The sequence below is a fragment of the Lactiplantibacillus sp. 3062 genome, from assembly GCF_055413545.1.
Window position 1 is genome coordinate 74,222 of sequence record NZ_JBVAYE010000005.1, and the last position, 26,058, is coordinate 100,279.

21 protein-coding genes are annotated in these 26,058 nt (G+C 45.6%); 10 read left to right on the forward strand and 11 right to left on the reverse strand.

The window, feature by feature from the left end; translation table 11 throughout:
- Nucleotides 1–214 precede the first annotated feature (214 nt).
- Nucleotides 215–2,797, reverse strand: coding sequence for an SH3 domain-containing protein (locus ACWQAU_RS08935; protein WP_027821737.1), 2,583 nt, complete (start codon nt 2,795–2,797; stop codon nt 215–217).
- A 285-nt stretch (nt 2,798–3,082) separates the two neighbouring features.
- Here ACWQAU_RS08935 and ACWQAU_RS08940 point away from each other — a divergent pair, with 285 nt between their 5' ends.
- Nucleotides 3,083–3,367 (forward strand): DUF1905 domain-containing protein, encoded by a 285-nt coding sequence (locus tag ACWQAU_RS08940; protein WP_033608037.1) that lies wholly within the window; start codon nt 3,083–3,085, stop codon nt 3,365–3,367.
- A 283-nt stretch (nt 3,368–3,650) separates the two neighbouring features.
- On the opposite strand, the gene ACWQAU_RS08945 is transcribed toward ACWQAU_RS08940, so the two are convergent.
- The gene (locus ACWQAU_RS08945; protein ID WP_011102039.1) at nt 3,651–4,016 is read right to left on the reverse strand and encodes a winged helix-turn-helix transcriptional regulator; all 366 of its coding nucleotides are present in this window, start codon (nt 4,014–4,016) and stop codon (nt 3,651–3,653) included.
- A 132-nt stretch (nt 4,017–4,148) separates the two neighbouring features.
- On the opposite strand from ACWQAU_RS08945, the gene ACWQAU_RS08950 reads away from it, so the two are divergent.
- The gene (locus ACWQAU_RS08950; RefSeq protein WP_003642342.1) at nt 4,149–4,877 is read left to right on the forward strand and encodes an SDR family oxidoreductase; all 729 of its coding nucleotides are present in this window, start codon (nt 4,149–4,151) and stop codon (nt 4,875–4,877) included.
- Between the two features lie 158 nt (nt 4,878–5,035).
- Here ACWQAU_RS08950 and ACWQAU_RS08955 read toward each other — a convergent pair whose 3' ends face one another.
- The gene (locus ACWQAU_RS08955; protein ID WP_011102040.1) at nt 5,036–5,602 is read right to left on the reverse strand and encodes a TetR/AcrR family transcriptional regulator; all 567 of its coding nucleotides are present in this window, start codon (nt 5,600–5,602) and stop codon (nt 5,036–5,038) included.
- A 126-nt stretch (nt 5,603–5,728) separates the two neighbouring features.
- Between ACWQAU_RS08955 and ACWQAU_RS08960 the strand changes: the two genes are divergently transcribed.
- Nucleotides 5,729–6,766 (forward strand): SDR family oxidoreductase, encoded by a 1,038-nt coding sequence (locus ACWQAU_RS08960; RefSeq protein ID WP_003642344.1) that lies wholly within the window; start codon nt 5,729–5,731, stop codon nt 6,764–6,766.
- Between the two features lie 148 nt (nt 6,767–6,914).
- Here ACWQAU_RS08960 and ACWQAU_RS08965 read toward each other — a convergent pair whose 3' ends face one another.
- The 3 genes from ACWQAU_RS08965 to ACWQAU_RS08975 all read right to left on the reverse strand — a co-directional run bounded on the left by ACWQAU_RS08965 (nt 6,915) and on the right by ACWQAU_RS08975 (nt 10,249).
- Nucleotides 6,915–7,481: a TMEM175 family protein gene (locus ACWQAU_RS08965; protein ID WP_027821735.1), complete on the reverse strand. Its 567-nt coding sequence runs from the start codon at nt 7,479–7,481 to the stop codon at nt 6,915–6,917.
- Between the two features lie 219 nt (nt 7,482–7,700).
- Nucleotides 7,701–8,654: an aldo/keto reductase gene (locus ACWQAU_RS08970; protein ID WP_003642346.1), complete on the reverse strand. Its 954-nt coding sequence runs from the start codon at nt 8,652–8,654 to the stop codon at nt 7,701–7,703.
- Between the two features lie 116 nt (nt 8,655–8,770).
- Nucleotides 8,771–10,249: a DHA2 family efflux MFS transporter permease subunit gene (locus ACWQAU_RS08975; protein WP_022638460.1), complete on the reverse strand. Its 1,479-nt coding sequence runs from the start codon at nt 10,247–10,249 to the stop codon at nt 8,771–8,773.
- 117 nt (nt 10,250–10,366) lie between these two features.
- On the opposite strand from ACWQAU_RS08975, the gene ACWQAU_RS08980 reads away from it, so the two are divergent.
- Nucleotides 10,367–10,966: a TetR/AcrR family transcriptional regulator gene (locus ACWQAU_RS08980; protein WP_003643398.1), complete on the forward strand. Its 600-nt coding sequence runs from the start codon at nt 10,367–10,369 to the stop codon at nt 10,964–10,966.
- Nucleotides 10,967–11,086: 120 nt separating this feature from the next.
- Here ACWQAU_RS08980 and ACWQAU_RS08985 read toward each other — a convergent pair whose 3' ends face one another.
- Nucleotides 11,087–11,968: an ABC transporter substrate-binding protein gene (locus tag ACWQAU_RS08985; protein ID WP_046947578.1), complete on the reverse strand. Its 882-nt coding sequence runs from the start codon at nt 11,966–11,968 to the stop codon at nt 11,087–11,089.
- Nucleotides 11,969–12,252: 284 nt separating this feature from the next.
- On the opposite strand from ACWQAU_RS08985, the gene ACWQAU_RS08990 reads away from it, so the two are divergent.
- From ACWQAU_RS08990 to ACWQAU_RS09005, 4 genes are all read left to right on the forward strand, one after another.
- Nucleotides 12,253–13,047, forward strand: coding sequence for an ABC transporter ATP-binding protein (locus ACWQAU_RS08990; protein ID WP_003642350.1), 795 nt, complete (start codon nt 12,253–12,255; stop codon nt 13,045–13,047).
- Nucleotides 13,044–14,042, forward strand: coding sequence for a FecCD family ABC transporter permease (locus tag ACWQAU_RS08995; RefSeq protein ID WP_003643400.1), 999 nt, complete (start codon nt 13,044–13,046; stop codon nt 14,040–14,042). The genes ACWQAU_RS08990 and ACWQAU_RS08995 overlap by 4 nt, the downstream gene beginning before the upstream one ends.
- Nucleotides 14,039–15,034, forward strand: coding sequence for a FecCD family ABC transporter permease (locus tag ACWQAU_RS09000; RefSeq protein ID WP_027821733.1), 996 nt, complete (start codon nt 14,039–14,041; stop codon nt 15,032–15,034). Before ACWQAU_RS08995 ends, ACWQAU_RS09000 begins: the two co-directional genes overlap by 4 nt.
- Before the next feature lie 243 nt (nt 15,035–15,277).
- On the forward strand, nt 15,278–15,790 hold the full coding sequence (locus ACWQAU_RS09005; protein WP_003643401.1) for a TetR/AcrR family transcriptional regulator: 513 nt from the start codon (nt 15,278–15,280) through the stop codon (nt 15,788–15,790).
- On the opposite strand, the gene ACWQAU_RS09010 is transcribed toward ACWQAU_RS09005, so the two are convergent.
- The 3 genes from ACWQAU_RS09010 to ACWQAU_RS09020 form a co-directional block, all read right to left on the reverse strand.
- Nucleotides 15,771–16,664 (reverse strand): SDR family oxidoreductase, encoded by an 894-nt coding sequence (locus ACWQAU_RS09010; protein WP_013355936.1) that lies wholly within the window; start codon nt 16,662–16,664, stop codon nt 15,771–15,773. The two genes, ACWQAU_RS09005 and ACWQAU_RS09010, sit on opposite strands and share 20 nt — an antisense overlap.
- Before the next feature lie 293 nt (nt 16,665–16,957).
- Nucleotides 16,958–17,704, reverse strand: a complete 747-nt coding sequence (locus ACWQAU_RS09015; RefSeq protein ID WP_003642355.1) for an SDR family oxidoreductase — start codon at nt 17,702–17,704, stop codon at nt 16,958–16,960.
- 16 nt (nt 17,705–17,720) lie between these two features.
- On the reverse strand, nt 17,721–18,176 hold the full coding sequence (locus tag ACWQAU_RS09020; RefSeq protein WP_003642356.1) for a DapH/DapD/GlmU-related protein: 456 nt from the start codon (nt 18,174–18,176) through the stop codon (nt 17,721–17,723).
- A 309-nt stretch (nt 18,177–18,485) separates the two neighbouring features.
- Between ACWQAU_RS09020 and ACWQAU_RS09025 the strand changes: the two genes are divergently transcribed.
- Together ACWQAU_RS09025 and ACWQAU_RS09030 are read left to right on the forward strand one after the other, a co-directional pair.
- Complete coding sequence (locus ACWQAU_RS09025) at nt 18,486–19,322, forward strand: SDR family NAD(P)-dependent oxidoreductase (protein WP_003642357.1); 837 nt, start codon at nt 18,486–18,488, stop codon at nt 19,320–19,322.
- 10 nt (nt 19,323–19,332) lie between these two features.
- Nucleotides 19,333–19,713: a MerR family transcriptional regulator gene (locus tag ACWQAU_RS09030; RefSeq protein WP_003642358.1), complete on the forward strand. Its 381-nt coding sequence runs from the start codon at nt 19,333–19,335 to the stop codon at nt 19,711–19,713.
- 97 nt (nt 19,714–19,810) lie between these two features.
- Here the strand turns inward: ACWQAU_RS09030 and ACWQAU_RS09035 are convergent, their stop codons facing one another.
- Nucleotides 19,811–25,909: a mucin-binding protein gene (locus tag ACWQAU_RS09035; RefSeq protein WP_027821732.1), complete on the reverse strand. Its 6,099-nt coding sequence runs from the start codon at nt 25,907–25,909 to the stop codon at nt 19,811–19,813.
- Nucleotides 25,910–26,058 lie beyond the last annotated feature (149 nt).

Consider the following 26,058-nt stretch of genomic DNA (forward strand, 5'->3'; position numbering starts at 1 on the left):
AAACTTTTAGTGTCAAAAGCTACCAGCTTAGGCCCGCTGAAAGAAGTTCGAATCAGTGTAAACTTTTTGTTAAGTGCGTCTATGCCGACTTTTGTCAAAATAAGATGAACAGGCCACTAACTCAATCACACAACAAAACAGGCTTTGAAATCGCGTCGCTTGACGTGATCTCAAAGCCTGTTTTGTTATTGCACTAGTAATTGGTAACTAATTGTTAGCCAATCTTAGCAACGTAATGGTAAGCACCAGAGTTAGATAAGTACTTCAGCCATTGATAGCCATCCGCAGAAACCGTTCCAATATAATAAACGGATTCGCCCGCGGAGTATTGGCCAACAACTGAGGCATTTAGACTAGCAGCGGTCCGAATATTCGTTGTGGTCTTAAATATGTACGTACCAGCAGCCGCCGTCGTCTTACTTGCTGAAGATGACGTGGTCGTTGCGGCACCGCCACTGACCTTAACGTAGTGTTGCGCACCACTGTAACTCGTGTAACGTAACCAAGTTTGACCGTTAGTCGTTACCTTGGCGTTGTAGTTGACCGTATTGCCTTTGTAGTAAGTCCCAACAGTTGAAGCGGCATCACTTGCTGAAGACTTGATGGCAGTCGTCTTAGCAAACTTGTAAGTCCCGCTTTGCGCAACTGTCTTAGCACTAGCCGTAGCCGTTGACTTGCTTGACGTCGTCGTTGTTGTGGCTGCACCACTAATCTTAACGTAGTGTTGCGCACCACTGTAACTCAGGTAACGAAGCCAAGTTTGGCCGTTCTTAGTGACTTTGGCGTTGTAATAAACCGTATCACCCTTGTAGTAAGTCCCTAAAGTCTTGGCTGAATCATTAACTGAACCCTTGATGGCCGTGGTGCCAGTAAACTTGTAAGTCCCAGTTTCAGCCTTAGTGACCGTCTTGCTAGAACTAGTGGCTGGCTTGGTGGTAGTCGTTGACGTAGCTGCACCACTGATCTTAACGTAGTGTTGCGCACCACTGTAACTCAGGTAACGGAGCCAAGTTTCACCATTCTTAGTAACCTTGGCATTGTAATAAACCGTGTCACCTTTGTAGTAAGTCCCTAAAGTCTTAGCTGAGTCACTAACTGAACCCTTGATAGCTGTCGTTTTAGTAAACTTGTAAGTGCCAGTTTCATTCTTGGTAACCGTCTTGCTAGTGCTTGCGGCTGGCTTAGTCGTGGTCGTTTTAGCTGCGGCAATCTTAACAAAATGTTCGCTACCACTGTAACTTAAGTAACGTAACCAAGTTTCACCATTAGTTGTAATTTCAGCATTATAGTAAACGCGGTTACCCTTGCTATAAGTTCCAACTGTTTTAGCACTGTCACTGGCAGCGCTCTTGATGGCTGTGTTCTTGGTAAAGGTATACCAACCAGAGGCCTTCTTAGTCGTTGAACTAGTTGACGTATTGGTCGTAGCACTAGTGTCAGTCGTTACTTCACTAGTCGTCGTATCATTGCTACTAGTTGTCGTTACGAATGTATTGGTCCCGGCACTATCTTCAGTTAAACCATTGTAATCGATGCTGACATCAATGTAACCGGTATAATCTGAACCAGATGGTAAGAGTGCCGTATCGGAGAATTGCCATGCACCATCATTGGTGTTCCAAAGGTTATTAGCAGAAGGCGTGTATGGGTATTGGGCCCGCCATACACGTGATTGGCCAACTGTCTTAACAACAGCATCCCGATATAAGTATGAGTTGGACGTATAAACGCCGTGATTCTTGTAACCAAAGGAATCTAACGTTGACCAGAACGCGTTCAAGTTCGCCGTTGCGTTAACTGAGTATGAAGATGAATCTTCCATGTCAGCGAACAAGAGAACTTTGGTTGAAACATTGTTCTTAACTAAGAAACCAGCCATGTTAGTCGCTTCAGATTTAGCCGCATCAGCCGTGCTAAACGTTGCATAGTGGTAGAAATCAACGTTCAAGCCAGCTTTGTTAGCCATCTTTGCTTGGTTCAGTGCAGCTGGGTTCGTGTAATCAGTGCCTTCAGTCGACTTAACGATGACCGTCTTAACACCCGCAGCCTTTAACTTATTGAAATCAGATTGCGTCATGGTACTTTGATATGACGCCACGTCAACAACATCAACGCGTGGCCGAGTCGTATCCCCAATCGTCCAGACATCCGTTGAAGACGTCGTTGCTGCGGTATAAGCAACGGCAGCAACTTTAGCTGTGGCTTTAGTAGCGGTCGTCGCCGCACTACTTACCGTACTTGAAGCGGCCTTAACAGCCTTGACCGTTGCAGTACTTGAAGCAGCACTGGCAGCAGTACTGCTTGCGGTATGACTTACTTGAGTAGTGGTTGCCGTACTAGAAGCGACACTGGTTGCTTGGCTTGTAGCCGTTGCAGAAGTACTAGTGGCTGCACTCGAAGCCGTCTTAGTTGCTTGACTAGTCGAGCTAGATGCTGTACTGGTCGATTGGCTAGTGGCCGCACTCGACGATGCCGTCGCTGCTTGACTGGTCGTCTTAGTTGTTGCCGCACTCGTTACTTGAGTCGCAGCACTTGACGAAACTGAGGTCGCTTTAGTCGTCGCATCGCTAGCAGCAGAGCTCGTTGCAACACTTGCACTAGAGGCCGTGCTTGCAGCTGAAGACGATGTTGTCGTTGCATTTGTAGCATCAGCGTGCACGTTTGTATTGTTAAGAACGGAACCTCCTAAAAATGAGAAGAAAGTTAATCCAGCAACCAGCCAAAGTTTCCCCGACTTATAAAGCTTGAATCTTTCCGACTGACTTGCATCAATTGGATTTTGTGATTTAAAATTCATGTAAACACCCTTTTTTAATTTACTTAAAGTAGTTTAATTATAAGCGGTTGATTGCCCCGCTCGCAAGGGGATTTAGTATAATAATTGTACTTTTCGATAAATATTTTTGATACCAACGATATACCCGGTTAATATTTCACGCAAATAGCGGTTCACCTTAATTATAATTAGTTGTGAGTGACCACTTAGTTCACCAACAATTGCTAATTTGCTATGATAATATGGAAATCTGATTATAAAAATGAAGCCGTTCCATAATTACGCTTAGGCGGAGGTCATATAATAATGAAGACTTATCAATTTGACGCACCGATTCAAGCCGCAACAATTGGCAAAGGTGGGGCTTACGTGGCCTGTCCCTTCGATATTCGCGACCTTTTCGGTAAGGGGCGCGTCAAAGTCCATGCCACTTTCGATGAGGTCCCTTACAACGGTTCTATCGTTAATATGGGTGTTAAAAACCTTGATGGTAGTATTTGTTATATCTTAGGTATTCGTAAGGATATTCGTGCAAAACTCCACAAAAGCATTGGCGATGTCGTCGCTGTCAACGTAACGGCAATCGATTAATTCAAATCATCGATTCCGCGTTGTACTCGTCTATGATAACGACCCACCCCCATCCCGGCGGCAATAGTTGGTTCATCTTATAAAACAGCCCGTATAGCTGGCTGTCAGCTTTCAAACAGCACGAGTTAGTTGAATAACAAATAATCGCTTCAAGAATGTCATTAGAAATTCTTGAAGCGATTATTTAGTAATGGTCATCAAAACAGCGCCGCTAGTTGCTTTTGACTGACAACGTACTTTTCCCATGGCGCCGTACAAAGCCCACGCTCCCGTTTAGACTAGCCTATTCGTCACACAGTGAACGTTCAATCAAAGCTGGATCAACATGTTGATCACCCCAGGTACAAATCGCATCTAGGATGGGAATCAAGCTCTGCCCCTTAGCGGTCAACCGGTATTCGACATGCGGCTGAGCGGTCTTAAAATCATGCCGTTCGATCAACTCATCTTGTTCCAATTCCTTCAATTGACTCGCCAATGTTTTATGCGATACCGCTTGAATATGGTGTTGCAAGTCAGCAAAACGGCTGACTTTAACCTCGGCCAGTTCAAACAAAATCATGATTTTCCACTTACCACGAATCAACTGCATCGTGGCATCAAATTCATTTCGGTAGCGTGGTTGCGCAGTTACCCGTTCTTTTAACATTATTAACTCCCTGCTCTCAATTGGTGGTTACCTAAAAGTGCGTACTTGTCGCGTTTAATCTAGCCAAGTATACTGTAAATCGTTGAAAATTCAAACGAAAACCATTATCCAAAATTACGGAGGAATTACAAAATGAAACCATTAGTCGTCATTACTGGAGCCAGTTCTGGCTTTGGTGCCGAGATTGCCAAGTTATTCGCCGCTGACAACTACCCACTGTTACTATTAGGGCGTCGCCAAGCAAAGTTAGCCGCCTTATCTGCGAACTTTGAAAATGCCATGATCGACACAGTCGATGTGACCAACTATCACCAATTCGAAACTGCCGTTCGCAAGGCCGAAGCCAAGTATGGCAAGACCGACTTACTAGTTAATAATGCGGGATTAATGTTACTAGGAAATGTTCAAAATCAGGACCCACAAGAGTGGCAAACCATGCTTAATACGAACGTGATGGGTGTTTTAAACGGCACTCAAATTGTCCTAAATGACATGCGTGACCGGGAACATGGAACGATTCTCAATATGTCATCGTTAGCTGGCAAGAAAACGTTCGTCAATCACGCCGCTTACGTTGCATCCAAGTTTGGCGTCCACGGGCTATCCGAGACACTCCGTGAAGAAAATGCGCCGAAGAACGTGCGCGTCATGCTGGTAGCCCCCGGTGCAGCCGAAACTGAGCTGTTAACCCACGTTACTAGCAAGTCGGCACTGTCCGATTACGAAGCATGGAAAGCTTCCATGGGTGGCCTGACTTTGGACCCCAAGCACGTAGCTGCCACGGTCAAGTTCATGTATGACATGCCGCAAAATGTCAATATCCGTGAAGTTGACATTGCTGCCACGGCCCAAGATGCTTAATCTCAGCTCATTTGATTAAAAAAGCCACCTAACCGCACCGAGCTCTGCCGGTGCATGGCTAGGTGGCTTTTACAATTGCTCATAAGTACCCAATCAACACGCTAAAATCGGCGTTTCGACCTCCTCACACCGCTAATTTAGGATCATTCTTCCACTGCTCATTTTTGAGCCTGAGTCAGCGCCTGCATCGTTGCTGTCTGCAAAGTTGCTAGTATTTCATGAATCGTTGTTAAGGACTCCAACTGTCCGCCAAGTAGCCATTCGCGCCAAATTGCGTATACCCCGGCACTCATGAATCTTGTCCAATACTTAAGCTGCACCGCCGTGAGCATTCCATTAGTCATCGTTGCTTGGTAATAATTAGTCATATTAGCGTTAAAAAGTTGTTGAATAATGTTTTCAAAACCACGTTGCTCAGCCAGTCGTAACGTCGGCGCAAAATCACTAAAAAATTGACCCATCGCTAATAACTTCCGATTGGCCGGTACATGCTGCAAGACGTCCTGAAACCGCGCTGCAATCGCCGGGGCGAAGTACGCTGTCAAAAGATCTTCGAGTGTCGTAAAGTTACGGTAAAAGGCCATCCGGCTGACCCCAGCTCGCTTGACAACTTGGGTCACCGTAATCGTATCTAAATCATGAGTCCTTAATAATTGTAATAAGGCCGTAGTTAAATAAGTTTGTGAATCCTTTTTGATTGCTTGCGCGTGATTGGTCGCTGCCATAACAATTCCTCCATTCTGTCACAGATGCTCGTGATTACCTTGTATTCGTCGTGACCCCATTGTAAGATACTGGCACAGACGTTACAAGTGTAACAGCAATTCATAAATTCATTTGGAGGTAGTCCCATGCAAAAACAATTAGTCGTCGTCACTGGTGGTAGCGGTTTTATCGCCATTCATATCATTCGTCAATTATTACAACAAGGCTACGCCGTCCGCACAACGGTCCGCTCATTAGCCAAAGCACCCGTTATTAAAGAAATGCTGACCAATGGTGGTATCACCGACTTATCAGCTCTCGAAATTGTTGTGGCCGACCTGGCGCATGATGAACACTGGTCGGAAGCGATGGCCGGAGCCACTTATGCGATCGACGTCGCTTCCCCAACCCCAAAGCTCAACTTCAAAAACAAAGCTGAAATGATCCGACCAGCCGTTGACGGTGTTCGGCGGGTTCTAACTGCTAGTCGTGATGCGGGCGTTAAACGAGTCGTGTTAACGTCTGCGTACGGGGCCATCTTTGCTGGTCACAAAAATCGTACGACCCCCTACACTGAAGCTGACTGGTCTGATCTCAACTGGAAAGCGATCCATCCTTATCAAGAATCCAAGACACGTGCTGAATTAGCAGCTTGGGACTTTATTAACCATGAGGGCCGCGGGTTAGAATTAACAACGGTCAATCCCGTTGCCGTCATGGGTCCGGTGTTGTCCGCCAAATATTCACATTCCAATATTCAAATCCAACAATTCTTAGAAGGCCAAGTTAAAGCCGTTCCAAACGTTGATTCCGGTTATGTTGATGTTCGTGACGTGGCTAGTCTGCACTTGCTTGCCATGACCGCACCGCAAGCTAACGGCGAACGTTTTCTAGCCACAACGGGTGAGACGCTATCCATGCTTGACGTTGCAAATGTCTTAAGACAGGCCTTTCCAGCTTTTGCCAGTCAGCTACCAACCAAAACCATTCCCAATGCAGCAGTTAAGCTAGCCGCTAAGGCCCGACCAGAATTGCGAATGGTCGCCTCACTAGTTGGCACCTACGCGGAAACGAGCAATCATAAAGCCCAAACATTGTTGGATTGGCATCCCCGTCCCGCTGCGGAATCGATTATTGCAACCGCCCAATCTATGATTGACCTAGGAATCGTCACCAAACCATAAGCATACTCCTACTAACACCAACTAAATACTAACCGGCAACGCCCGCAAGATTGGACTCAGTATTCAACCTTGCGGGCGTTGTCGTTCGTTATCATTGCGATACTAGCCTAAACCAGATATGAGCCTACTTTTTAATTTCATCTTTATATTAAAAATACTTGCGTAAATGCCACTTACGTTTAGTCGCCAAAATAACACTAGCAAATGCGTGAACGGGGATTAGGAACAAGCCCACATCGGGATTAATTAACGCGACTGTTAGAACCACTAAAAAGCCACCAAAAACAACACTTAATGCCGGACTACTCATACGATGAATGTGTGGATTTAATCTTCTAACGGCGGCTACTAGTAACTGATAAGCCAACATCCAAACAAAACCCGTAAGAATATAAAATACTGCGGGCCATTTTGAATGCGGAAATTTAGTAATCCATGAGGCCATGAATGGAATAAAAGACTGACATAGCAACCAGAAACTATTCGCCCAAAAAACAACCCGATCGATTTTTTTGACCTGCACGAATAAATCGTGATGATTAAGCCAAATTGAAATCAATAGTGTAAATGTAATGATATAAACATAAATACTTTGCCATTCCGCAAAGAGTGCCCGCACTGAAGGAGTTTGAGGCCGCGGTAAGTCTAATACTAATAACGTTAAAACAATCGCGATAATCGCATCTGTAAACGACTCTAATCTTGCCTTGTTCAAATAATCGTTCCTCCTTATAATCTATCATTACTCAATTTTATGATTAATACCACTTAACTACCAATAAAGTCAATTCTGACTTTATTCAGCAATTGATCAATACACCAAGTTATAACAACCACAATTGCACCACACAAAAAAGTTCTTTCGAGACTAGTAACCGTTTCGAAAGAACCTAAACCTATTATGATTAATTAATCATCACAAGGACTATTCAAATTAAGGTAAATCATTGCCCGCTGCAAAGTAAACGTCATACCATTCCTGGCGTGTCAACGTCACATCGGTCCCCGCAATGCTCTCATCAAGGTGTTGCGGATTCATTGAACCTAAAATGACCTGCATATTGGCCGGGTGACGTAAAATCCAAGCCGTCGCAATCGCATTTTTAGTCACATGATATTGATCAGCCAATTCCTGTAATTTCGCATTCAATTCTGGAAACTTCGGATTATCAATAAAGGTCCCAGCAAACATGCCGTATTGATAGGGTGACCAAGCTTGAATCGTCATGTGGTGTAGCCGCGAATATTCGATAATTTCGCCATCATGATTAAGGCTAGCCGTATCCTGCATATTCGTGTGCAACCCAAACTGAATTGGACCGGTGTGCATGACACCAAATTGTAATTGGTTGATCATCAATTTCTGGCTGACTGCCGCTTGTAACATCTCGACTTGCATCGGGTTAAAGTTGGAAACACCGAAGTGACGCACCTTACCAGTAGCTTGCAATTCATCAAACGCCGCGGCGACTTCGGCGGGATCCATCAGCGGATCGGGCCGGTGTAATAGAAACGAATCTAGGTAGTCCAGCTGCATCCGTTGCAAGATCTTATCGACCGTTGCAATCAAATGCTGCTTAGAAAAGTCATAGCGTTGACCAAAGACTAGTTCACCAGAACTCTTCTCGGGATCGAGTACAATACCACCTTTAGATTGAATAAAAAAGTCTTCACGCTTTAAACTCGACTGTTTTAATGCCTGCCCGAAAATCCGTTCCGAATCACCGTTACCATAAATATCCGCTGAATCAATAAAGTTAACGCCCCGGTCATGAACGGTCTCTAAGACGTTCGCTGCCGCATCGGTATCTAAACGAACCATCCGCATAATACCCAGCGCAACCGCAGACGCTTTGAGCTGACTAGCGCCAATTTGAATTGTCTTCATAATTGTTATCCCCTTTTTGATGAATTATAGTTAAAAACATCTGCCAACGAGACTAATAATAGTTGTTAGAGCCGACTATAAGTCAAGCGGATTTAATTATTTTTTCTCCTAGCTTGTTACTTCGCCGCCTTCAATTTGTTAGTCAGCAATAAGGTTGGCAAAATAATAACTATTGCGGCAATTGCAATCACTAGAAAGCCTTGTTGAAACGCTGCTAAGCGAATTGCTTGCAAATGGCTTGTTGTAAAGACTTGTAAGTGAGCTGCGTCGACGTGATACGTTTCTGCTTTTAGGTGTCGTTCAAACACATTCACTTGGTGTGTGGAATACGCCGTTACAATCGTCGTAATCAAAGCGGATCCAAACGCACTCCCAATATTTTGGATAATTCTGGTCCCAATTGTTGCAGCTGGCACTTGTCCAGGTTGCATTCCTGTATAAGCATCGGCCATTAACGGCATTAAAATACCACCAGCACCAATTCCCCGCACAAATAAAATAAGTGCCAAAATCCAGTAAGACGTCTGTTGACCAAACCAATAAAACGGTAAGGTACCGACAAACGTGATGACGACACTTCCCAGAACCACGTACTTAGCGCCTATTTGATCTGTTAGCCTTCCCGTTAACGTCCGCGAAACTAGCATTCCCGCTCCCTGAGGTAATAGCGCTAGAGCGGCGTTAATCACGCTCATTCCCCGAACGTTTTGAAAATAGAGTGGTAGTAACAACATTGCGCCGTTCAATACCGTCCCAGCGATAAACAATCCTAAGCCAGCACCATCAAATGATGCAAACTTAAATAAGTGCAGTGGCACTACCGCCCGTTCTTTTTGCCAAGCGGCCCATACGACATAACTAATCAACGCTATCGCCCCTAGAATTAACATCTCAATACTTGTCGCGTTATTAAAACGGTCAGTATGCGCGGCATTAACCAAACTATAAATGATAGCACTTGAGGACACAATTAGTAGCAAGATACCAATAAAGTCCATTTTCGCTGTTCGATTTTGTGCCGGATAATTCGGCATCTTCCACAAAATCAAAGCGATTGAAATCAAGACTACTGGGACATTGATCCAAAAAATCCAATGCCACGATGCAAATTTGATAATGATTCCACCAATGACCGGTCCGATTAATGGTCCTAAAATCATGGGTAGCCCAACTGTTGCCATCATCTGGCCCATCACTGCTGCACCCGCAGTTTGCACAAGCAAGGTCGTCAAGAGTGGCATAATCAAGCCACCCGCAAAACCTTGAACTAACCGAGCGATAATCAATAATTGAATATTCGGTGCTACGGCTGCAAATATCGAGCCAAGACCAAACAAAATCTCACCAGCCACAAAGACCGCTTTACCATCAAAACGATTGAGTAACCAACTGGAAAATGGCACCGCGACCCCCGTTGCCAGTAAATAACCTGTAACTGCCCACTGGACCGTCGTCACGCTACTATGAAAACTAGTCACTAAGTTGTTAATGGCAATGTTGATCATGGTTGAATCTAATAATGGTGCCATCGCACCAAACACTACGACCCAGGCAATCGTCATAGTTGCTTTTGAAATTTTTGCTTTTGCTTGCATATTATCCTCCTAATTAAGAAACTCAAAGTGTCTTATTCGCATAACTGGTATAATACGCTATATAAAGAAAAAGTCAATAAGAAACTTAAAGTATCTTATTTAAAAAAGAGGGATTACATGACTAAAACACGTCGTCGTGGCGCTGAACTCGAAAACGCCATCTATCAAGCCGCCCGTGACATCTTAAATCAAGATGGTCTTGAACAATTGACGTTCGCTAACGTCGCGGAACAGGCCGGCACCAGTAAGCCTGTCATTTACCGACGCTGGCGTTCACCACTAGAGCTTGCAATTGCGGCTATCCAGGACCAAATCATTACGGAAAACCATGGTCAACTAGACGAAGTGAGCTTGACCGGTCAGACACTTTCTGAAGATTTATTCCAAGTACTCAAGCGCTTCACTGTCAGTATTAATACATTCAATCAAGCTTTAGTTATCACTTGGTTTCACCACCTAGATCAACAAGCAAATCCAGAAGTTAAGGACTTGCTCAATGCTGTGAAAAAGATTGACGCCCATGCGATTGAACGCGTGTGTCAGCGTGCACAGCAACGTGGGGAACTGCGTACGGGGACTTTATCGTGCGACTTACAACTGATGCCATTCGACTGGCTTCGCTACCGTGCTTTTGCTAATGAACCGATTACTGATGCCACCCTTCATCTACTTGTCGATGATTTATTAGTCCCCGCCTATCAACACGCGTTGGGATGATGATTACCGCTGTCTATAGACAATAAAACGCGTAAATTACTTATTTTACTGTGAGTAATTTACGCGTTTTAAATTTTTATCTCAATCCTATTATTTTTCGTTATAATGATTGACTAACTATTATTTCAACAAGTCTGTCTTCACCATATCAATCATTTGTGAATAAGCAATTGGTCCCGAATACTGCCAACTGCTACTGTCACCATACTGGTACAGATGGTTGTTCTTCACGGCCTTGATATTTTTCCACAGCGGGTCCTTAAATAGCGACGCACTCTTTTGACTATTCACTAAGAAAATATCATCTGCATCTAACTTAGCGAGCTTTTCTAACGAGACCGCCGACCAATCCGCCGTGGCCGACTTAGACACTTGTTTAACTAAACTTGGTTCACCCAATTGTAAATCTTGATACAGCAAGGCCCCACTGGCTGAATTGTCATTGACCATGTAGGCGGTATTATTGGTGACCCACAACACCGCCACTTTATGCTGACCCGACTTTTTCAACGCTTGCCGCGTCGTTTGGACCTGTTTGTCATACTTAGCAAGGACTTTTTTGGCCTTAGCCTGGCGATTAACCACCTTAGCCACATCAAGGAAAGTTTGGCGCCACGTTACCGTAGTCCCATTTTTGACCACGTAGGTCGGGGCGATTTTATTATATTGCGCATACTTGCCATTGGCGACTGTACTACTCGTCCCAATCAGAATCAAGTCCGGTTTGGCCTTGGTCACCGCTTCATATGGTAACGAATAGTCAATTAGCGGCACCCCTTTCAACTGCTCTTTCAAGTAAGCCTGCGTACCACTACCATTTTTGACCGACCACTGCACGACCGGTTTAATGCCTAAAGCCACTAAATCATCTTCCAAATAACTCGCCACGATCCGTTTCGGATGCTTCGGCACCTTGACCTTATGCTTCAAATAATCGGTTCGTGTAACTGTCGTACTTGTCGGCTGCTTCGCACCGCACGCCCCTAATAGTAGGCTTCCCATTAACCCCAATACTAATCCCAATTTTACAATTTGCCACCGTTTTGTCACAACTGTCTCCACCTTTCAAGCGCTACCAAAATTATTAGTGAAAACACTATCAATTGTCAATAAAAACATTTAAGATAAGACTATCAATTTAACACTAATTATTAGTTAGCAGTTGTTTTAATCACGTTTTCCAACAAACAAGCTGGCAAAATAAGATTGTGCACAACTAAACAAAATTAGTTAACTTATTAAGCGAACCTCCTTGAACGCTTAACTTTAAGAAAGGAATCCTATTTGTGAATACCATTGAAGCCCAAAATATTAGTATTGGTTATGGCGACAAGGTTATCGTCGATCAGCTATCAATTACGATTCCGCATGGTCAGATCACTACGCTGATTGGCCCGAATGGTAGCGGTAAATCGACCCTCATTCGTGCCATCGCCCACCTATTGCCACCAACAACCGGCGTTATTCTACTGGATCATCAAAACATTCAACAAATCAAAAGCAAAACTTTTGCGAAAAAGATTGCAGTCTTACCACAGACGAACCAAACGGCTAACGATCTCACCGTAGAAGAACTGGTGAGTTTTGGCCGCTTACCTTATCGGCGGCCGTTAAGTGGGCTCACCACAACTGACCATCAAAAAATCGAATGGGCGCTCACTCAGGCCAGCCTCCAAGATTTACGCCAACGGCCCCTAAGCACCCTTTCTGGCGGACAACGTCAACGGGCATGGATCGCCATGGCCGTTGCTCAAGATACTGACACGATTATTCTGGATGAACCCACCACCTACTTAGATTTGACTCACCAATTAGAAGTGATGCAACTCGTCAAAAAGCTCAACGAACAGGCCCACCGAACTATCATTATGGCATTACACGACTTGAACCACGCGGCTCGCATCTCTGACCAATTAATCGCGCTCAAGGACGGTCACGTTTTGGCCCACGGTCCCGTGTCCACCGTCATGACGGCCGCTAATTTAAAAACAATTTTCAATATTGATGCCACCCTCGTTGACTACCACGGTACCCCACTGATTTTGACCTATAACGGCTGTCAGGAAGTGGCCCCCGCATGAAGTCAACGTCCAGATATTGGGGGTGGCTGGCACTTAGTACCGGCGTGCTCATTCTCGTCATGGGGCTCAGTTTGCGATTTGGCGCTGACCAGATGCGTACGGCCACCGTCTGGCACGCCCTGACGACCACACACACTGGCAATCTTGATCAACAAATTATCCGGCACATTCGTGTGCCCCGCGTCCTTGGAGCGGCGTTGATTGGGGCAGCTCTTGCTGGTAGCGGCGCCCTAATGCAAGCAGTGACGCGTAACCCGTTAGCGGATTCAGGCTTACTGGGGATTAACGCGGGAGCGGGCTTAATGCTAACACTGTGTTTAGCCTTTTTTCCAAAGTTATCAACTTTACAAACGACTGGTTGGGCCATTATTGGTGCGGCAGCCAGTGCCGGACTGATTTTCAGTATCAGCACCGCCCGCCATGTTCAACTCGATCCCACGATTCTGGTACTCGCTGGGATTGCAATCAGCAGCCTATTAACAGCTCTGAGCGAAGGGCTGGCCCTTGTGTTGCAGCTCAAACAGGACCTCGCGTTCTGGTATTTCGGTGGCCTGGGTGCCGTCAGCTGGACACAATTAAAGTTTCTCGGTCCAGGATTAGTCTTGGGATTGCTACTGACCCTACTACTCGCACCGCAACTAAACTTAGCCTATCTTACTGACGACAATGCACAGAGTTTAGGGAAAAGTCTCCCATTACTGCGAGGCCTAGCTCTCATCTGTGCCGTCATTTTATCCGGGATCTCAGTGGCATTAGTTGGCACGATTACTTTTGTTGGCCTGATGATTCCCCACATGGCGCGTTGGTTAGTGGGCGCTAATTACCGCAATAGCATGCCATTAACGTTGATCCTTGGTGCAACACTGACGGTCGGTGCGGATTTGATTGCACGGCTAGTTAATCCGCCACATGAAACGCCCTTTGGCATCATTATCTCCTTAATCGGGGTACCGTGCTTCATCTACCTTGCACGAAAGGAGCCGATGAAAGCATGAGCCCTAATCGTCGCTTAATTATTTGGTCACTGCTCTTAACTGCTAGCATGCTCGGACTAGCGATTCTCAACCTTAGTACGGGTACAATGACCATCAGCTGGCCCGCTCTGCTGGGAATTTTAACTGGTCGCGGTAATGCGACCGACATGCTAGTCTTAGTCAACTTTCGCTTACCACGGATCGTGCTCGCTATCATGGTTGGCTGGGCCCTGGCATTATCCGGTAACGTCTTACAAACGGTCACCAACAATCCAATGGCCGACCCTAGTCTACTCGGAATTAATAACGGCGCTGGACTAGCCGTTATGTTACTCATTATTGGTGCAGGCACCAACGCTTCGTTAACGCTGAGTTTACCTATCGTTGCGTTAGCTGGGGCATGGTTAAGTACGGCCCTGATTTTTTTATTAGCGAATCAGCGTCAACGAGGGATCTCGTCTAAGCGCCTGTTACTGGTCGGCGTCGCCTTGTCCGGCTGTTTTTCAGCCTTAATGGTGTTGATGACGTTAAAATTATCACCTGATAATTATCAATTTGTCATGAATTGGTTGGCCGGTAGTTTGTGGGGCACTGATTGGTCTTATATCGGCTGGGCGCTTCCATGGTTGGCAGTCTGTAGTGGTATTCTATTCATTCAATTACCCGTTCTCGACGCCTTTACACTCGGTACGACCACTGCCCAAACATTGGGAATCAACTTGAAACGCCAACAATTGGGATTGATTAGCGTGGCCGCCATGTTAGCCGGCGTCAGTGTCGCCATTAGTGGCGGTATCAGTTTCATTGGCCTGATTACCCCCAACCTGGCACGACGAATCGTGGGATCCCGACAACGCTATCAGCTTCCGTTAGCTGGTCTGTTAGGGAGTACGTTATTACTAGCTGCCGATACCTTAGGAAAACTAATCACCACGACCACTGAACTGCCAGCCGGCGTGCTCGTCGCATTGATTGGAGCGCCATATTTTATTTACCTGTTAGTGCGGGGATAAATAAACCTTAAAACGAGTGCAATCGTGTCGTATGCATGAACATACCAACTATTGCACTCGTTTTTTTCGATTAATCATTAAAATATTTGGTTGGCTTACCAATTCTAGTCCCTTGACTATACCGCCGCAGGGCACATGCTTATAAGCGCTCTGAATTTCAAATGCTTACACCACATCTTTGTATCGGCACACCGGACAGGTTATACTAATCGTATTCTATTAAATTTCGAGGAGGTATTCGTAATGGCTAATCAAAGAAATCAACGGATGCAGGCCACGATTCTACTGGCATATGAAAACCTGCTGAGTGACAAGCCCTTTCGAAAAATCACCGTTCAAGATATTTCGGATGCAGCGTTAGTCCATCGGTCAACTTTTTACAAGCACTTTCAAGATCAGTACGATTTATTGGAAGCCCTATTTGAACAAAAGCGGCAGCAATCGAAGCTAACTATTGACCAGATCTTCACACATCCTTTTGAAACGCTCAACTCATTCGGCAATGCGCGTTTCCAAGAAACATTGCGTCATCAATTTAACGATGACGCCTTTCGCGATGCATTCCTGAATTATCTAATCCATCTGTGTAAAGATACTGTTGACGATGATCAACGACTAGTCCGGTTTCTAGCTGTTGGACGTATCAAGGGACTCACCTTATGGATAACCGTGGGCAATGCGCCTTATAATATATTCACGGATACGGCTACCTTGGACAATATTTTTAGTAACCCACTTAATACCGTGAACTACTAATATCAGTTAATAAATCTGGTTGTACTGGAACCCAACCTAATATTTGTCGTGTAAGCTGACTGGAGGTCGGACAATTGATTAGGTAAAGCATCGCTGTGTCGCCAAAACTCAGTGGATTATACTTAGCCTTTAATGGAACATTTAACTTACGACTAATCGTACGCGCAATGGCCGCGGTTGTGATCGATTCCTCGGCAACTGCGTTGAAAACACGCTCGTTAGTTGTTGGATGCTCAAGGCCATACATCGTGACTAAATAAAACAAGTGCGCCGCATCTAACCGATGAACAGCACTCCAAGCATGTGTTCCTAAGCCAAAGTACTCGGCACGGTGGCTTTTTTTAGCACGCTCAATCACTGTTCTAGTAAAGCCCATATCACCCGCACCATGAACAGCCGGTGATAAGCGTACGACAAACGCATTGATGTTTTGAGCCATTAACTGACGTGCAACGATCTCAGATTTTCTCGGTGTGAGCCATTTGAGTAGCCCAGTATCCGCGACTTCATGCTCCGTCTCGACATGCTTTCTAATACCCGTCGTCCCATACGTAACGACCAACGGCTTATTAGTCCCACTAATGGCACGCCCCATAGTTTCAATGGCCCGCCGATCCATTGCACCAGCCTGAAAAAAATGCCGAAAATCATTGTTAAAGCCCAAATGAATAATGGCATCTGCCTGAGCAGCAGCCGTCGCCAACGTTGACAAACTAGTCAAACTTCCGCGTACAGGCTGAGCCCCCCAACTAATGAGTTTTTGAGCGCTCGTCTCAGAACGAGCTAGTCCGACGACCTCAAAACCATTAGCGACTAATTCTTGTACAACCGCACTACCTACAAATCCCGTACCACCTGTTATAAATACTTTCATCAATAACCATCTCCGCTCATCTACACTATTTTAATTAATCCTCAATATTCAATACTTGTGACACACCTAATTCGAGGCTTTCGTTGCCTTCTATCTTAACGATGATCACAACGCAAAGACAGCAACAAAATATCCATATTATTCACGATAACGACACTTGTCTAAAAATGTCGTTGTATCTAACGTTATTATCCACTCAACATGTGGGCTTATCTAATCAGTAGCACCTATCAAAATAGTCGCGACCTATCTTACAGATAAGCCGCGACTATTTAAAGCACTTGATTTAATGATTAAACTTCCTGTTGTGCTGGCCGTACTAACACTTCACTAATGGCGACGTGTTTAGGCTGATCGATCGCAAATAATACCGCGTTAGCAATATCTTCCGGATTTAAAGCCAATCCTTGACGATCGTCCGCATTCATCAGCTCGCTGATACCGGCCTGAATTTGCGTATTGCCGATTGTATTGACCAACTCCGTCCGAACTGCACCTGGCGACACGATGGTTGAACGAATTCCGTGTTCCTTTTCTTCCTGCCGCAAGCCTTCCATAATGGCCCGGACCGCATACTTAGTCCCGTTATACACCGCTGATGCGGGATAAACAACGTGTCCGGCAACTGAATCCGTTGCGATAATCAAACCATCATGTTGCTTTTGCATGATTGGCAATACTTCACCAATTCCATTCAAAACCCCCATAATATTCACGTTCAACATCATCTGCCACTTATCGTATTCACGGTCACTCAGATTACCCTGGGGCATCGTACCGGCATTATTATATAGCACATCGACACGCCCAAACTTGGAAACGGCCAAGTCAATCAAAGCGCGAACTTGTTGCCGATCTGTTACATCAGTTACTTGATAGACCGCGTTGTCACCAATCGCTTGACTCAAGGCCTGTAACCGCTCTTCTCGACGCGCCCCCAATACAACTTTAGCGCCTTTAGCCGCTAATAACTTGGCCGTGGCGGCACCAATACCGCTGGACGCACCCGTAATAACAACCACTTTACCTTTAATACTCATCTTTATAAAACCTCCGTTAATCTACTTGCTCAATTGTTTTAATCACTTTAGCAGGGACGCCGGCCACCACCGTATTTGCTGGCACTGATTTTGTCACAACTGCGCCGGCACCCACAACAGCATTTTCACCAACTGTGACGCCAGCTAATACCTTGGCACCAGCACCAATCCAGGCATTTCGTTCAATGTGAATTGGCTGAACTTCAACCGCATGCCGCTTAGCAGGATCTAACGGGTGATTAACGGATAGTAACATCGCACCCGGACCAATCAGCACGTCATCCGCTAATTCAATCCCGCCTAAATCAGTGATCTGAACATTATCATTAATAAAAACACGTTTGCCGATTTTTAAATTCCGCCCATAGTCTGTCCACAGTGGCACGCGAATCTCGACTGAAATATCGATAGTTTGACCCGTTATCTCCGCAAGACGTTCACGAATTTCACTTGGTTCCCGGGTTACATTCAACGCTTGAATGCGGCGCTGATTAGCATCGACAATTGGCTGAATTGTTTGCAGATAATCTTGATCTAAATACTTTGCTTTGATGATGCGTCCCTCCCTTATTAAGTTAAATTCAGTATACGAGCGTTCACTATATATGTGAAATGCTTATGTTAAATACACATTCATAGGTTTAAAGCATAGAAGGACTCTGCTGATTATGTTCTAAATCGCCAATAACTACTGCACGTCATAATTAATTTAATGCTTGCTATCGGGTCGACCCCATAGTTTATACTTGCGCATAATCATCGAATTGAAGGAGTGACTGACATGCAATCAAAATTAGCTGTTATTATTGGTGGGACTTCTGGCGTTGGTAAACACACCGCAATTGACCTTGCCAACCAAAACTATCATGTGATTATCGTTGGCAGTCGGGCTGACAAAGGACGACAGGCTCAAGCCGATATTAGTCAAGCAACTGGCAATCAGGCTGTCCAATTGGCTTTGGCCGATCTGAGTACCAAAACTGGTGTTCAACAATTTGCTCATCAGCTTGCAGCCATGACGGATCACATCGATATTCTACTCAATAGTATTGGTGTGATGCTACCTGAGCGACATTTATCGGCAGATGGTTATGATTTGAACCTAGTTTTAAATTACCTCACCCATTTTTGGACCATTCAAGCCTTGTTACCGTTGCTAAAGCACAGTGACCAAGCGCGCATTCTATTGGTTGGTGCCCTGCCATTCGTGATTAACCATGCTAAAGTGAGTCTTCCAGACTTTGACGCCCCGGCCACATCCAAGTACAATGCCATGACCGTCACAGCCCAGGCCACTGCTGCGCGCGTACTACTCACGTTAGCTCTCAGTGAACGCTTAACAGCAACCAACGTGACAATCAACATTTTCCACCCCGGCTATGTCCCAGATTCTAACTTTGGTGCTGGCGGTAGTTGGGTGAGTCGTTTGGCTGGTCGGATACTGGGTGAAAGTTTCTCTCGCAAAAATTCCCCGATTGGTGCATGGTTAGCTACTGCTCCCGAACTCACTCACACAAGTGGACACTTCTACGATGACCGCCTACGTCAAGTTCGGTTATCTAAGCAGTACACTCGCTCTAAGGCCAACGACTTATGGCGACTCAGTTCTCAATATTAAGGAGACGCTCGTGTTAACGTTTAAAATTCCTGAGCAACAGCATTACTTCACTACGAAGGAAGTCACCGCGATGACTGGAATGACTAAGGATGCGTTACGATATTACGAGCACCTTGGCATTCTGCCTGATGTTCAGCGAAACCAATACAATTACCGTCAATATTCCCACAAAAACTTGGAAACACTCCAACTCATTAAAATATTTCGGGACTTAGATCTCGATTTAAGTCTATTGACACCAGCCCATCTAGCACTAGATGGTCAAGCAAAAGTAGTCGCTTTCAAGCAGTACCAACAAGTCATTCGGGATCGCATCCGGCATCTGGAAGCAATCGATCAGTTATTGGCAACTAAAATCGACTACTTTGAACATCAATCCATTGATACTTAAACACAACAAAAAACACTTAACAAACCCTATTCCCATTGACTTTTCGCCAATGCTAGGATGTTAAGCGTTTTTTGTTATGCACAGTTAAAAAAATTCATTACTTTTCATGCCGCTTACGCTTCAAGCCACCAAAGCCCAGCAATAATGTTGCTAGTGTGAGCCCTAGTGTTTCAGCAGCTGCTTCAGACCGCCGCGTTTCACCGGTCTGTGGCAATCGACTCGTTGTATCTGCTTGAGCCTTGTGAGCCGGCTCCGTTACTTTACTTCCCGGCTTGATGATCGCTGATGCAGGAGCTGTTTTGACAGCCTTAATGCGACTCGATACCAACGTCCTTGTCGATTTAGCTGGCGTCTGGTTGCCAGTTGTGGCTTGAAAATCCTTCACAACCGTTGCTGGCTCAGTGAGTTGCGTTGGTTTAGCAGCCGTGATTGGTTTCGTCGTTGGCTTGATTAAATCGTCCGATGTTGTCGGCTTAGTCGGTTTGGCTGGCTTAGTCGGTTTGACCGGTTTCGTCGGTGTTGGGACGTCCAGCGCATATGTTAGCGTTTGGACATCATCAGCACTAGCAGCCGTGATTGCCACGGCCTGAGTGGTCGCCGTCAACGCATGGTATTTCGCAATCGTTGGCGCAGACACGGCTGTAAAGTTCAACCCGGTCGGTGCCCAATCACGATACGTTGCCACACCAGTCACCGCATCTTTCATCCCAGAACGCGTGAACGTCAGCGCCCGGATCGTATCAGCTTGAAGCGTGTGCCCAGCCTGATCCTGATAGTGAACCGTTTGCGTGATCGTTTTGGTGAGCTGATCTGGTGCCGTAATCACGATTTTGTTATGAGCCAAGTACACCGTATACTTCTGAACGACGCCCGCCTGATTAAAAGTAACACCCGTTGCCGGATAATCACTCCCCATCAAGACATAGCCTGCCTGGGTATACTGCGCAATCATTGTCGTTGGTTGATAATCCGCTTGCGTACCGAATCGTCCGGTTAACGTCACGCTTGTACCCAGTCGGTGGCCCGTCGTGGCATCGACATAAGTCACCGTCGCCGTTTCCAGATTTGCTTGGTAAGTAACCGTTTGTCGCGACTCAGTATCTTTGGCACTGACAGTTACACTAGCCACACGGGTTGCGTTCGGGGTGTAGCCAGCAATTATTGGCGATTCAACGACTGCGTATGCCTCCGTCAACGCTGATTCAGGTGTACGCCAATCCATATACGTCACCACCTTTGTCACTTGGTCAAAGGTCGCCTTGCGCTCAAAACTGACCGTTTGCGTGACGGTTGGCGCCGCAGTTTGACCATCATTGTAAACATAGGTAATGACTCGCTGAACACTAGTTGTTAAATCTTTAAGCCCAGTACCAGCTGGGTACTTGGGCCCTTCTGGATGAGCGGAATCAACTGGTTGACCTGGTTGACCAGGCTTAGTTGGCGTGACCGTCGTCATTTGATGCGCTAGCTTGACCGTGTATGACTTAATGACGTTATCTTGATCAAAAATGATGCCAGTCGTCGGAACATTATTCGAAACTAATCGATAGCCCAGTTTTTCATACGCAGTAATCTGTGAAACGGGTGAATAATCATTCGTAGTGCCATAAGCACCAGTTACTACCGTCGTAGGTAGTGTTTTACCACTCGTTACATCCACAAACGCAACGGTTGCGGTCTGTGATTTGGCCGTGTACGTGATTGCAATCAAGTGCGGCTTATCGTGACTAGTGACCGACGCTGCTTCGACTTCTGTAACACTGGCTTGATAACCTGTAATCGTTGGTGACGTGACCGCGGCCAATAGTGCTGACTGACCAGGTGCCACTGTCCAGTCACCGTAAGTCAGCTGCTTACCCGTTGCCATGTCGAAAGTTGCCGTGCGATTGAACGTGACCGACTGGTTAACCGTTTCAGCCGCTGATTCACCTGACGCATATTGATACGTAATCGTCCGAGTCACTGTTTGTTCCAACGAATCACGACCAGTTCCTGCCGGATATTTAGGACCGGCTGGATAATCAGCATCGATGGCCTGACCAGGTTGGCCCGGATGATCAACGCTGACCGTCATGTGACGATGCGCTAGTATAACCGTATAAACTTGGGCATTCTGATTATAAATCAGCTGATTAGGCAAATCCGAGCGAACTGGTTCATAGCCTAATTTTGCATACTTCGCAATGTCAGCAGTGACCGTATAGTCGGCAGCATCACCGTATTTCCCATTCAAATCAATATAACCTAAGACCTGGTTATCCGTAGTCCCATCGACAAATTGAACCCGGATTGTTTCAGAATTAACGCTGTATCGGACCGTTGTTTCCGTAGTCTCGCCCATGCTAGCGGGTACAGCCGCCGCGATAGTCGTTTGATCCGCCGTGTAACCAGTAATGGTCGGCGACTCAATGGCCGGATAGCTATTCACAGTGGTCGTCCAATTACCGTACGAAAGGACCGTTCTATCCACCGCATCCACCGTTGCCGTGCGCGTATACGTGACCGTTTGAAGCACATCCGCTAAGTCCGTGGGTGTGTTATCAGCATAAACGTAATGAATCGTTCGCTGACTGGTCTTCATCAAATCACTAACGGCCACGTTACCTGGCTGATCAACCGTCGCCGTGATGGTGCCATGTTTCAGGTATACGTAGTAGGTCTGTTCAGTATCCTGATCAAACTCAAGCTGCGCTGGGACCTCATCCGAAGCTAGCACGTAGCCTAATTTTTCATACGCCGCAATGTCCTGCACCGTCGTATAATTCGTGTGTGTGCCAAAGCTCCCACTGAGGGGGACCTGATATAAAATCACGTTGTTCTTATCTTGATCGACGTAAACGACCGCAATCTTTTCTGTGTTCGCTAAATAGGTGTACACGACCTGACCACCAATGTCCGCTAAAGTACCATCGGCTTGGTAGCCAGTACTTTCTGGTTGTAACGTATAACCAGTTTTGGCATGCGTAGCAGTCGTATCACTCGTGGTGTAGCTCAAATAGTCCTTAGCGGTAACATCAGTCCCGTGCGTCGCCGTTCCATTAGCCGTTGTTACCACGTGTAGCGTCCCCGCTTTGTCGCGGTACCCATACTGATAGACAACCGTTACGGCGCCCACCGTCAACTGACCACTAGGTGAATTCGTCAATTTATAATTACTATTAGCAGCGGCATTCGTCAGCGTGGCCGTAATGGTTGTCGTGTCCGGATCAGTTAACCCTGACGTTAACGTGTAATCCAAACTTTGCACCGCAACAACACCAGTAATGACCGGCGTAATATTTTGTTCCTGACCATTGGCCCACAGAATCGTATCCGGCAAAGTAATCGTCACTGGACGTTGAGTAATCGTCAGAGTCCCACCAACATTCACATCGCCTGCAATCAAGAAATCTGGATTAGCAGCGGATAAGGCTGCCATCCCGGCGCTATTCAGCGTGACAGCGTAAGTGCCCACGTTTTGATCGATTGCAGTGGTGTTAAGGTAGTCGGTACTGACTTGGTACGCCGTCGTCCCATCCACAGCCGTCGCCGCGCTATCAGCAGTCCAATCGCTTGGGGCCGTATATTCAGTCGGCAAGTATACCGTATAGCGACTTGGATCAGTCGTGACGTTGTTATCATAGACTTTTGAAGCTAGTGCAATCGTTATCTTGGCCGCAGTATCAGTCGTCGTTGTGACGTAGCGCTGGTAAGTAACTGTGTAATTTGAATTACTATCACCAGAATATGTCTGAGTTAACGAAACTGCACTAGTGTTCAAATAATACGTCACGCCATTTTGTGTAATTGTCATGGGTAATTTAGTCATCGGTACATACGTCTTACCACTGTCGCCCGTAAAAGTTACTTCGCCTAATGACGTGCCATCGTTTCCTACTAAACTATAAGTATCGGTAATCGTTTTGGCCGATAGCGTGTAATGATATAGGTAACTTGTGAAACCACTACCAATCGTGACAGCATCCGCAATTCCTAATGCATCAGCGACACTGTCAATATTAGTATAATTTTGCAAATTCAACGAATAACTACCATTATTTTCATTAGAATCATCAGTAACATAAACCACCGCCGAATCCGGGCTTGAAACTTGATTACCAATTAAACCACTAGTCACCCCAGTGTTTTGAACAGCAATGACCGGTAATAATGCATATTTTAGCGTTGCAAATGCACCACCGTCATAAACAGTGGTTTTATCAAAATGAATTTTAAATGTTTGGCGACCCCTGTAGTCTGTCAGTTGGGTCACCTTTAACCCCTGATAGGTCACATCATTTTTCGTCATCATTGCTTCAATAGCAGACGTTAACACACTACTTGGATCAGTCGCTATGTTAATAGCTCCTTCACTATTAGTAGCAACCTTAAAACCAGATGGAATAATAACATAATCAGTAAGATTAGCCACAGTCATTCCTGATGGATTCATATTAATAAGCGGCAAGATCAAATACAGCGCCTGACCATATGCTAAATCAATTCCCTTTGTTCGGGCATGTGAAATTGTCAGCCCTGTTACCGGAGTTTCGGCACTAGCCTGCGCGCCATAGTTTGCAGGTGAGATGGCAACTGCGGCACTAGCCTTGACAAGCACTACTCCCTTACCAACCGTCGTACTATTAAAAGTCGTACTGCTGTTAAGGTTAGCTAATGTTTCTATCGTATCATCAGTCAATGTAATGGTGTATTTATCAACCACAGCAGTATTAACCGCTTCCGAATATGTCGTATCGGAAACGGGGACGTCATACACAATCGCATCAGTCTGAATATCATCGTAACGAATTGTCCAACCTGTTGGAACCACAATAGTACGACTATTGACCGTCACCGGAACCGTACTAGTCGTTTTATTAACGACAATTGTCGTCGCACCCATCGTAATAATGTCATGTGCCGCAATAACTAAACTACCAGCAATAATCGTATCAGCAGTAATAGCAGCATTAGGATTAGCCTGTTGTAAAGCTGTCAAGCCTTGATCTGACAACACAAGCTGATACGTTCCAGATTGGGTTGCTGTGGGAACCATAACATCGCCACTAGAACTTGCAATCGTATAAGTATTAGTCGTTCCATCAGTAGCCGAACTAGCTAACGTCCAGGTGCTGGGGACTGCATACTGACTCGGCACCGTAATTGTATACGTACTTGGTTTAGCATCCCCATAGTCAATACTGGCTGAACCAATGGTAATTATCGCAGTCGGTACCGGAGCTTGCTTGATTGTTAGTGTTCCTGTCGCCACGTTAGCAGCCGTTATATCCGCGCTACTATTAGCTTCAGCTAGCTTAGTAATTCCAGCCGTTGAGAGTGCCAATATGTATGTTCCAACACTCGATCCAAACTTGGACGTATCAACGTCCGTTAAGTCAGTAACCGTATAAACATTCGCAGTACTCGTTACAGCCCAATCTGAAGGCGCCTTAGTTCCGTCAGTTAGCGTAATCGTATAGCGATTTGGTGTATCTATCTTACCATCATACGTCTTAGTCGCTGAATTTACTGTCGCAACAGTGGCCACAGTAGCTCGTGCTAGCTTCTGCGCACCGCGAATGGTATTCGTACTAATATCCGCGGTTGCATAACTGGCAGTTGTAGTTGTTTTCGTAGCTACTGTAGCCGTATTTATCTTGCCATCAGTGGTTGCTCTGTTGGCGGCCTTAGCTTGATCCTCAATAGTTGCGGTACTTGCCGTACTGTCTGTTGTACCACCTACTGCTTGATTCTGTTCTGTGTTGTTAGACGTCGTATCGACTATGGACATTTTGCTGGTTTGATTAGTAGCACCGTTTGCACGTGTTGTTTCAGTAGCCGTACTAGTCACGGTGGAATCAACCACAGTCTGAGTCGTTGATTCCGTTGACTTAGCTTCAGTCGATGCAGTAACATTACTAGCTTCACTACTCGTCTCTACCTGACTGTTATTAGTTTTTTCTTCGCCATCATTAGCCATCGAACTACTACCAACCGACTTACTAGCCAATGTAACTTGGTTGCCAGTTGTCTCTGTCCCCGTCCCCTGTTGCTCAGCAGTCGTACTAGTCGTGTCTGCCCGCCCCATCATCGGTAGCAGACTAGCACCCAAAGTGAAAGTACTCAACCCTGCAATTAACCACAGGCGTCCTTTTTTATACATTTTATAAGTTCGTTTTTCTGTTAATTGTGCTCGTTGTAAGCGTCGTCTTTGCATTCTATCTACCCCGAAACATTTTCAATTAGTTATAACAGTATTAATACCCTATATATCTCATATTATCAATCAGTATACACCTCTTACTAACAGTAGACCTAATAATTAACGGCCACCAAAGTTTTGATATAACAACACTTTACTGAGAA

Bases quoted from the DNA above. Each gene is read 5' to 3' on its own strand.
- ACWQAU_RS08935 (WP_027821737.1), bottom strand. From the start codon at position 2,797: ATGAATTTTAAATCACAAAATCCAATTGATGCAAGTCAGTCGGAAAGA.
- ACWQAU_RS08940 (WP_033608037.1), top strand. From the start codon at position 3,083: ATGAAGACTTATCAATTTGACGCACCGATTCAAGCCGCAACAATTGGC.
- ACWQAU_RS08945 (WP_011102039.1), bottom strand. From the start codon at position 4,016: ATGTTAAAAGAACGGGTAACTGCGCAACCACGCTACCGAAATGAATTT.
- ACWQAU_RS08950 (WP_003642342.1), top strand. From the start codon at position 4,149: ATGAAACCATTAGTCGTCATTACTGGAGCCAGTTCTGGCTTTGGTGCC.
- ACWQAU_RS08955 (WP_011102040.1), bottom strand. From the start codon at position 5,602: ATGGCAGCGACCAATCACGCGCAAGCAATCAAAAAGGATTCACAAACT.
- ACWQAU_RS08960 (WP_003642344.1), top strand. From the start codon at position 5,729: ATGCAAAAACAATTAGTCGTCGTCACTGGTGGTAGCGGTTTTATCGCC.
- ACWQAU_RS08970 (WP_003642346.1), bottom strand. From the start codon at position 8,654: ATGAAGACAATTCAAATTGGCGCTAGTCAGCTCAAAGCGTCTGCGGTT.
- ACWQAU_RS08975 (WP_022638460.1), bottom strand. From the start codon at position 10,249: ATGCAAGCAAAAGCAAAAATTTCAAAAGCAACTATGACGATTGCCTGG.
- ACWQAU_RS08980 (WP_003643398.1), top strand. From the start codon at position 10,367: ATGACTAAAACACGTCGTCGTGGCGCTGAACTCGAAAACGCCATCTAT.
- ACWQAU_RS08985 (WP_046947578.1), bottom strand. From the start codon at position 11,968: ATGGGAAGCCTACTATTAGGGGCGTGCGGTGCGAAGCAGCCGACAAGT.
- ACWQAU_RS08995 (WP_003643400.1), top strand. From the start codon at position 13,044: ATGAAGTCAACGTCCAGATATTGGGGGTGGCTGGCACTTAGTACCGGC.
- ACWQAU_RS09000 (WP_027821733.1), top strand. From the start codon at position 14,039: ATGAGCCCTAATCGTCGCTTAATTATTTGGTCACTGCTCTTAACTGCT.
- ACWQAU_RS09005 (WP_003643401.1), top strand. From the start codon at position 15,278: ATGGCTAATCAAAGAAATCAACGGATGCAGGCCACGATTCTACTGGCA.
- ACWQAU_RS09010 (WP_013355936.1), bottom strand. From the start codon at position 16,664: ATGAAAGTATTTATAACAGGTGGTACGGGATTTGTAGGTAGTGCGGTT.
- ACWQAU_RS09015 (WP_003642355.1), bottom strand. From the start codon at position 17,704: ATGAGTATTAAAGGTAAAGTGGTTGTTATTACGGGTGCGTCCAGCGGT.
- ACWQAU_RS09025 (WP_003642357.1), top strand. From the start codon at position 18,486: ATGCAATCAAAATTAGCTGTTATTATTGGTGGGACTTCTGGCGTTGGT.
- ACWQAU_RS09035 (WP_027821732.1), bottom strand. From the start codon at position 25,909: ATGCAAAGACGACGCTTACAACGAGCACAATTAACAGAAAAACGAACT.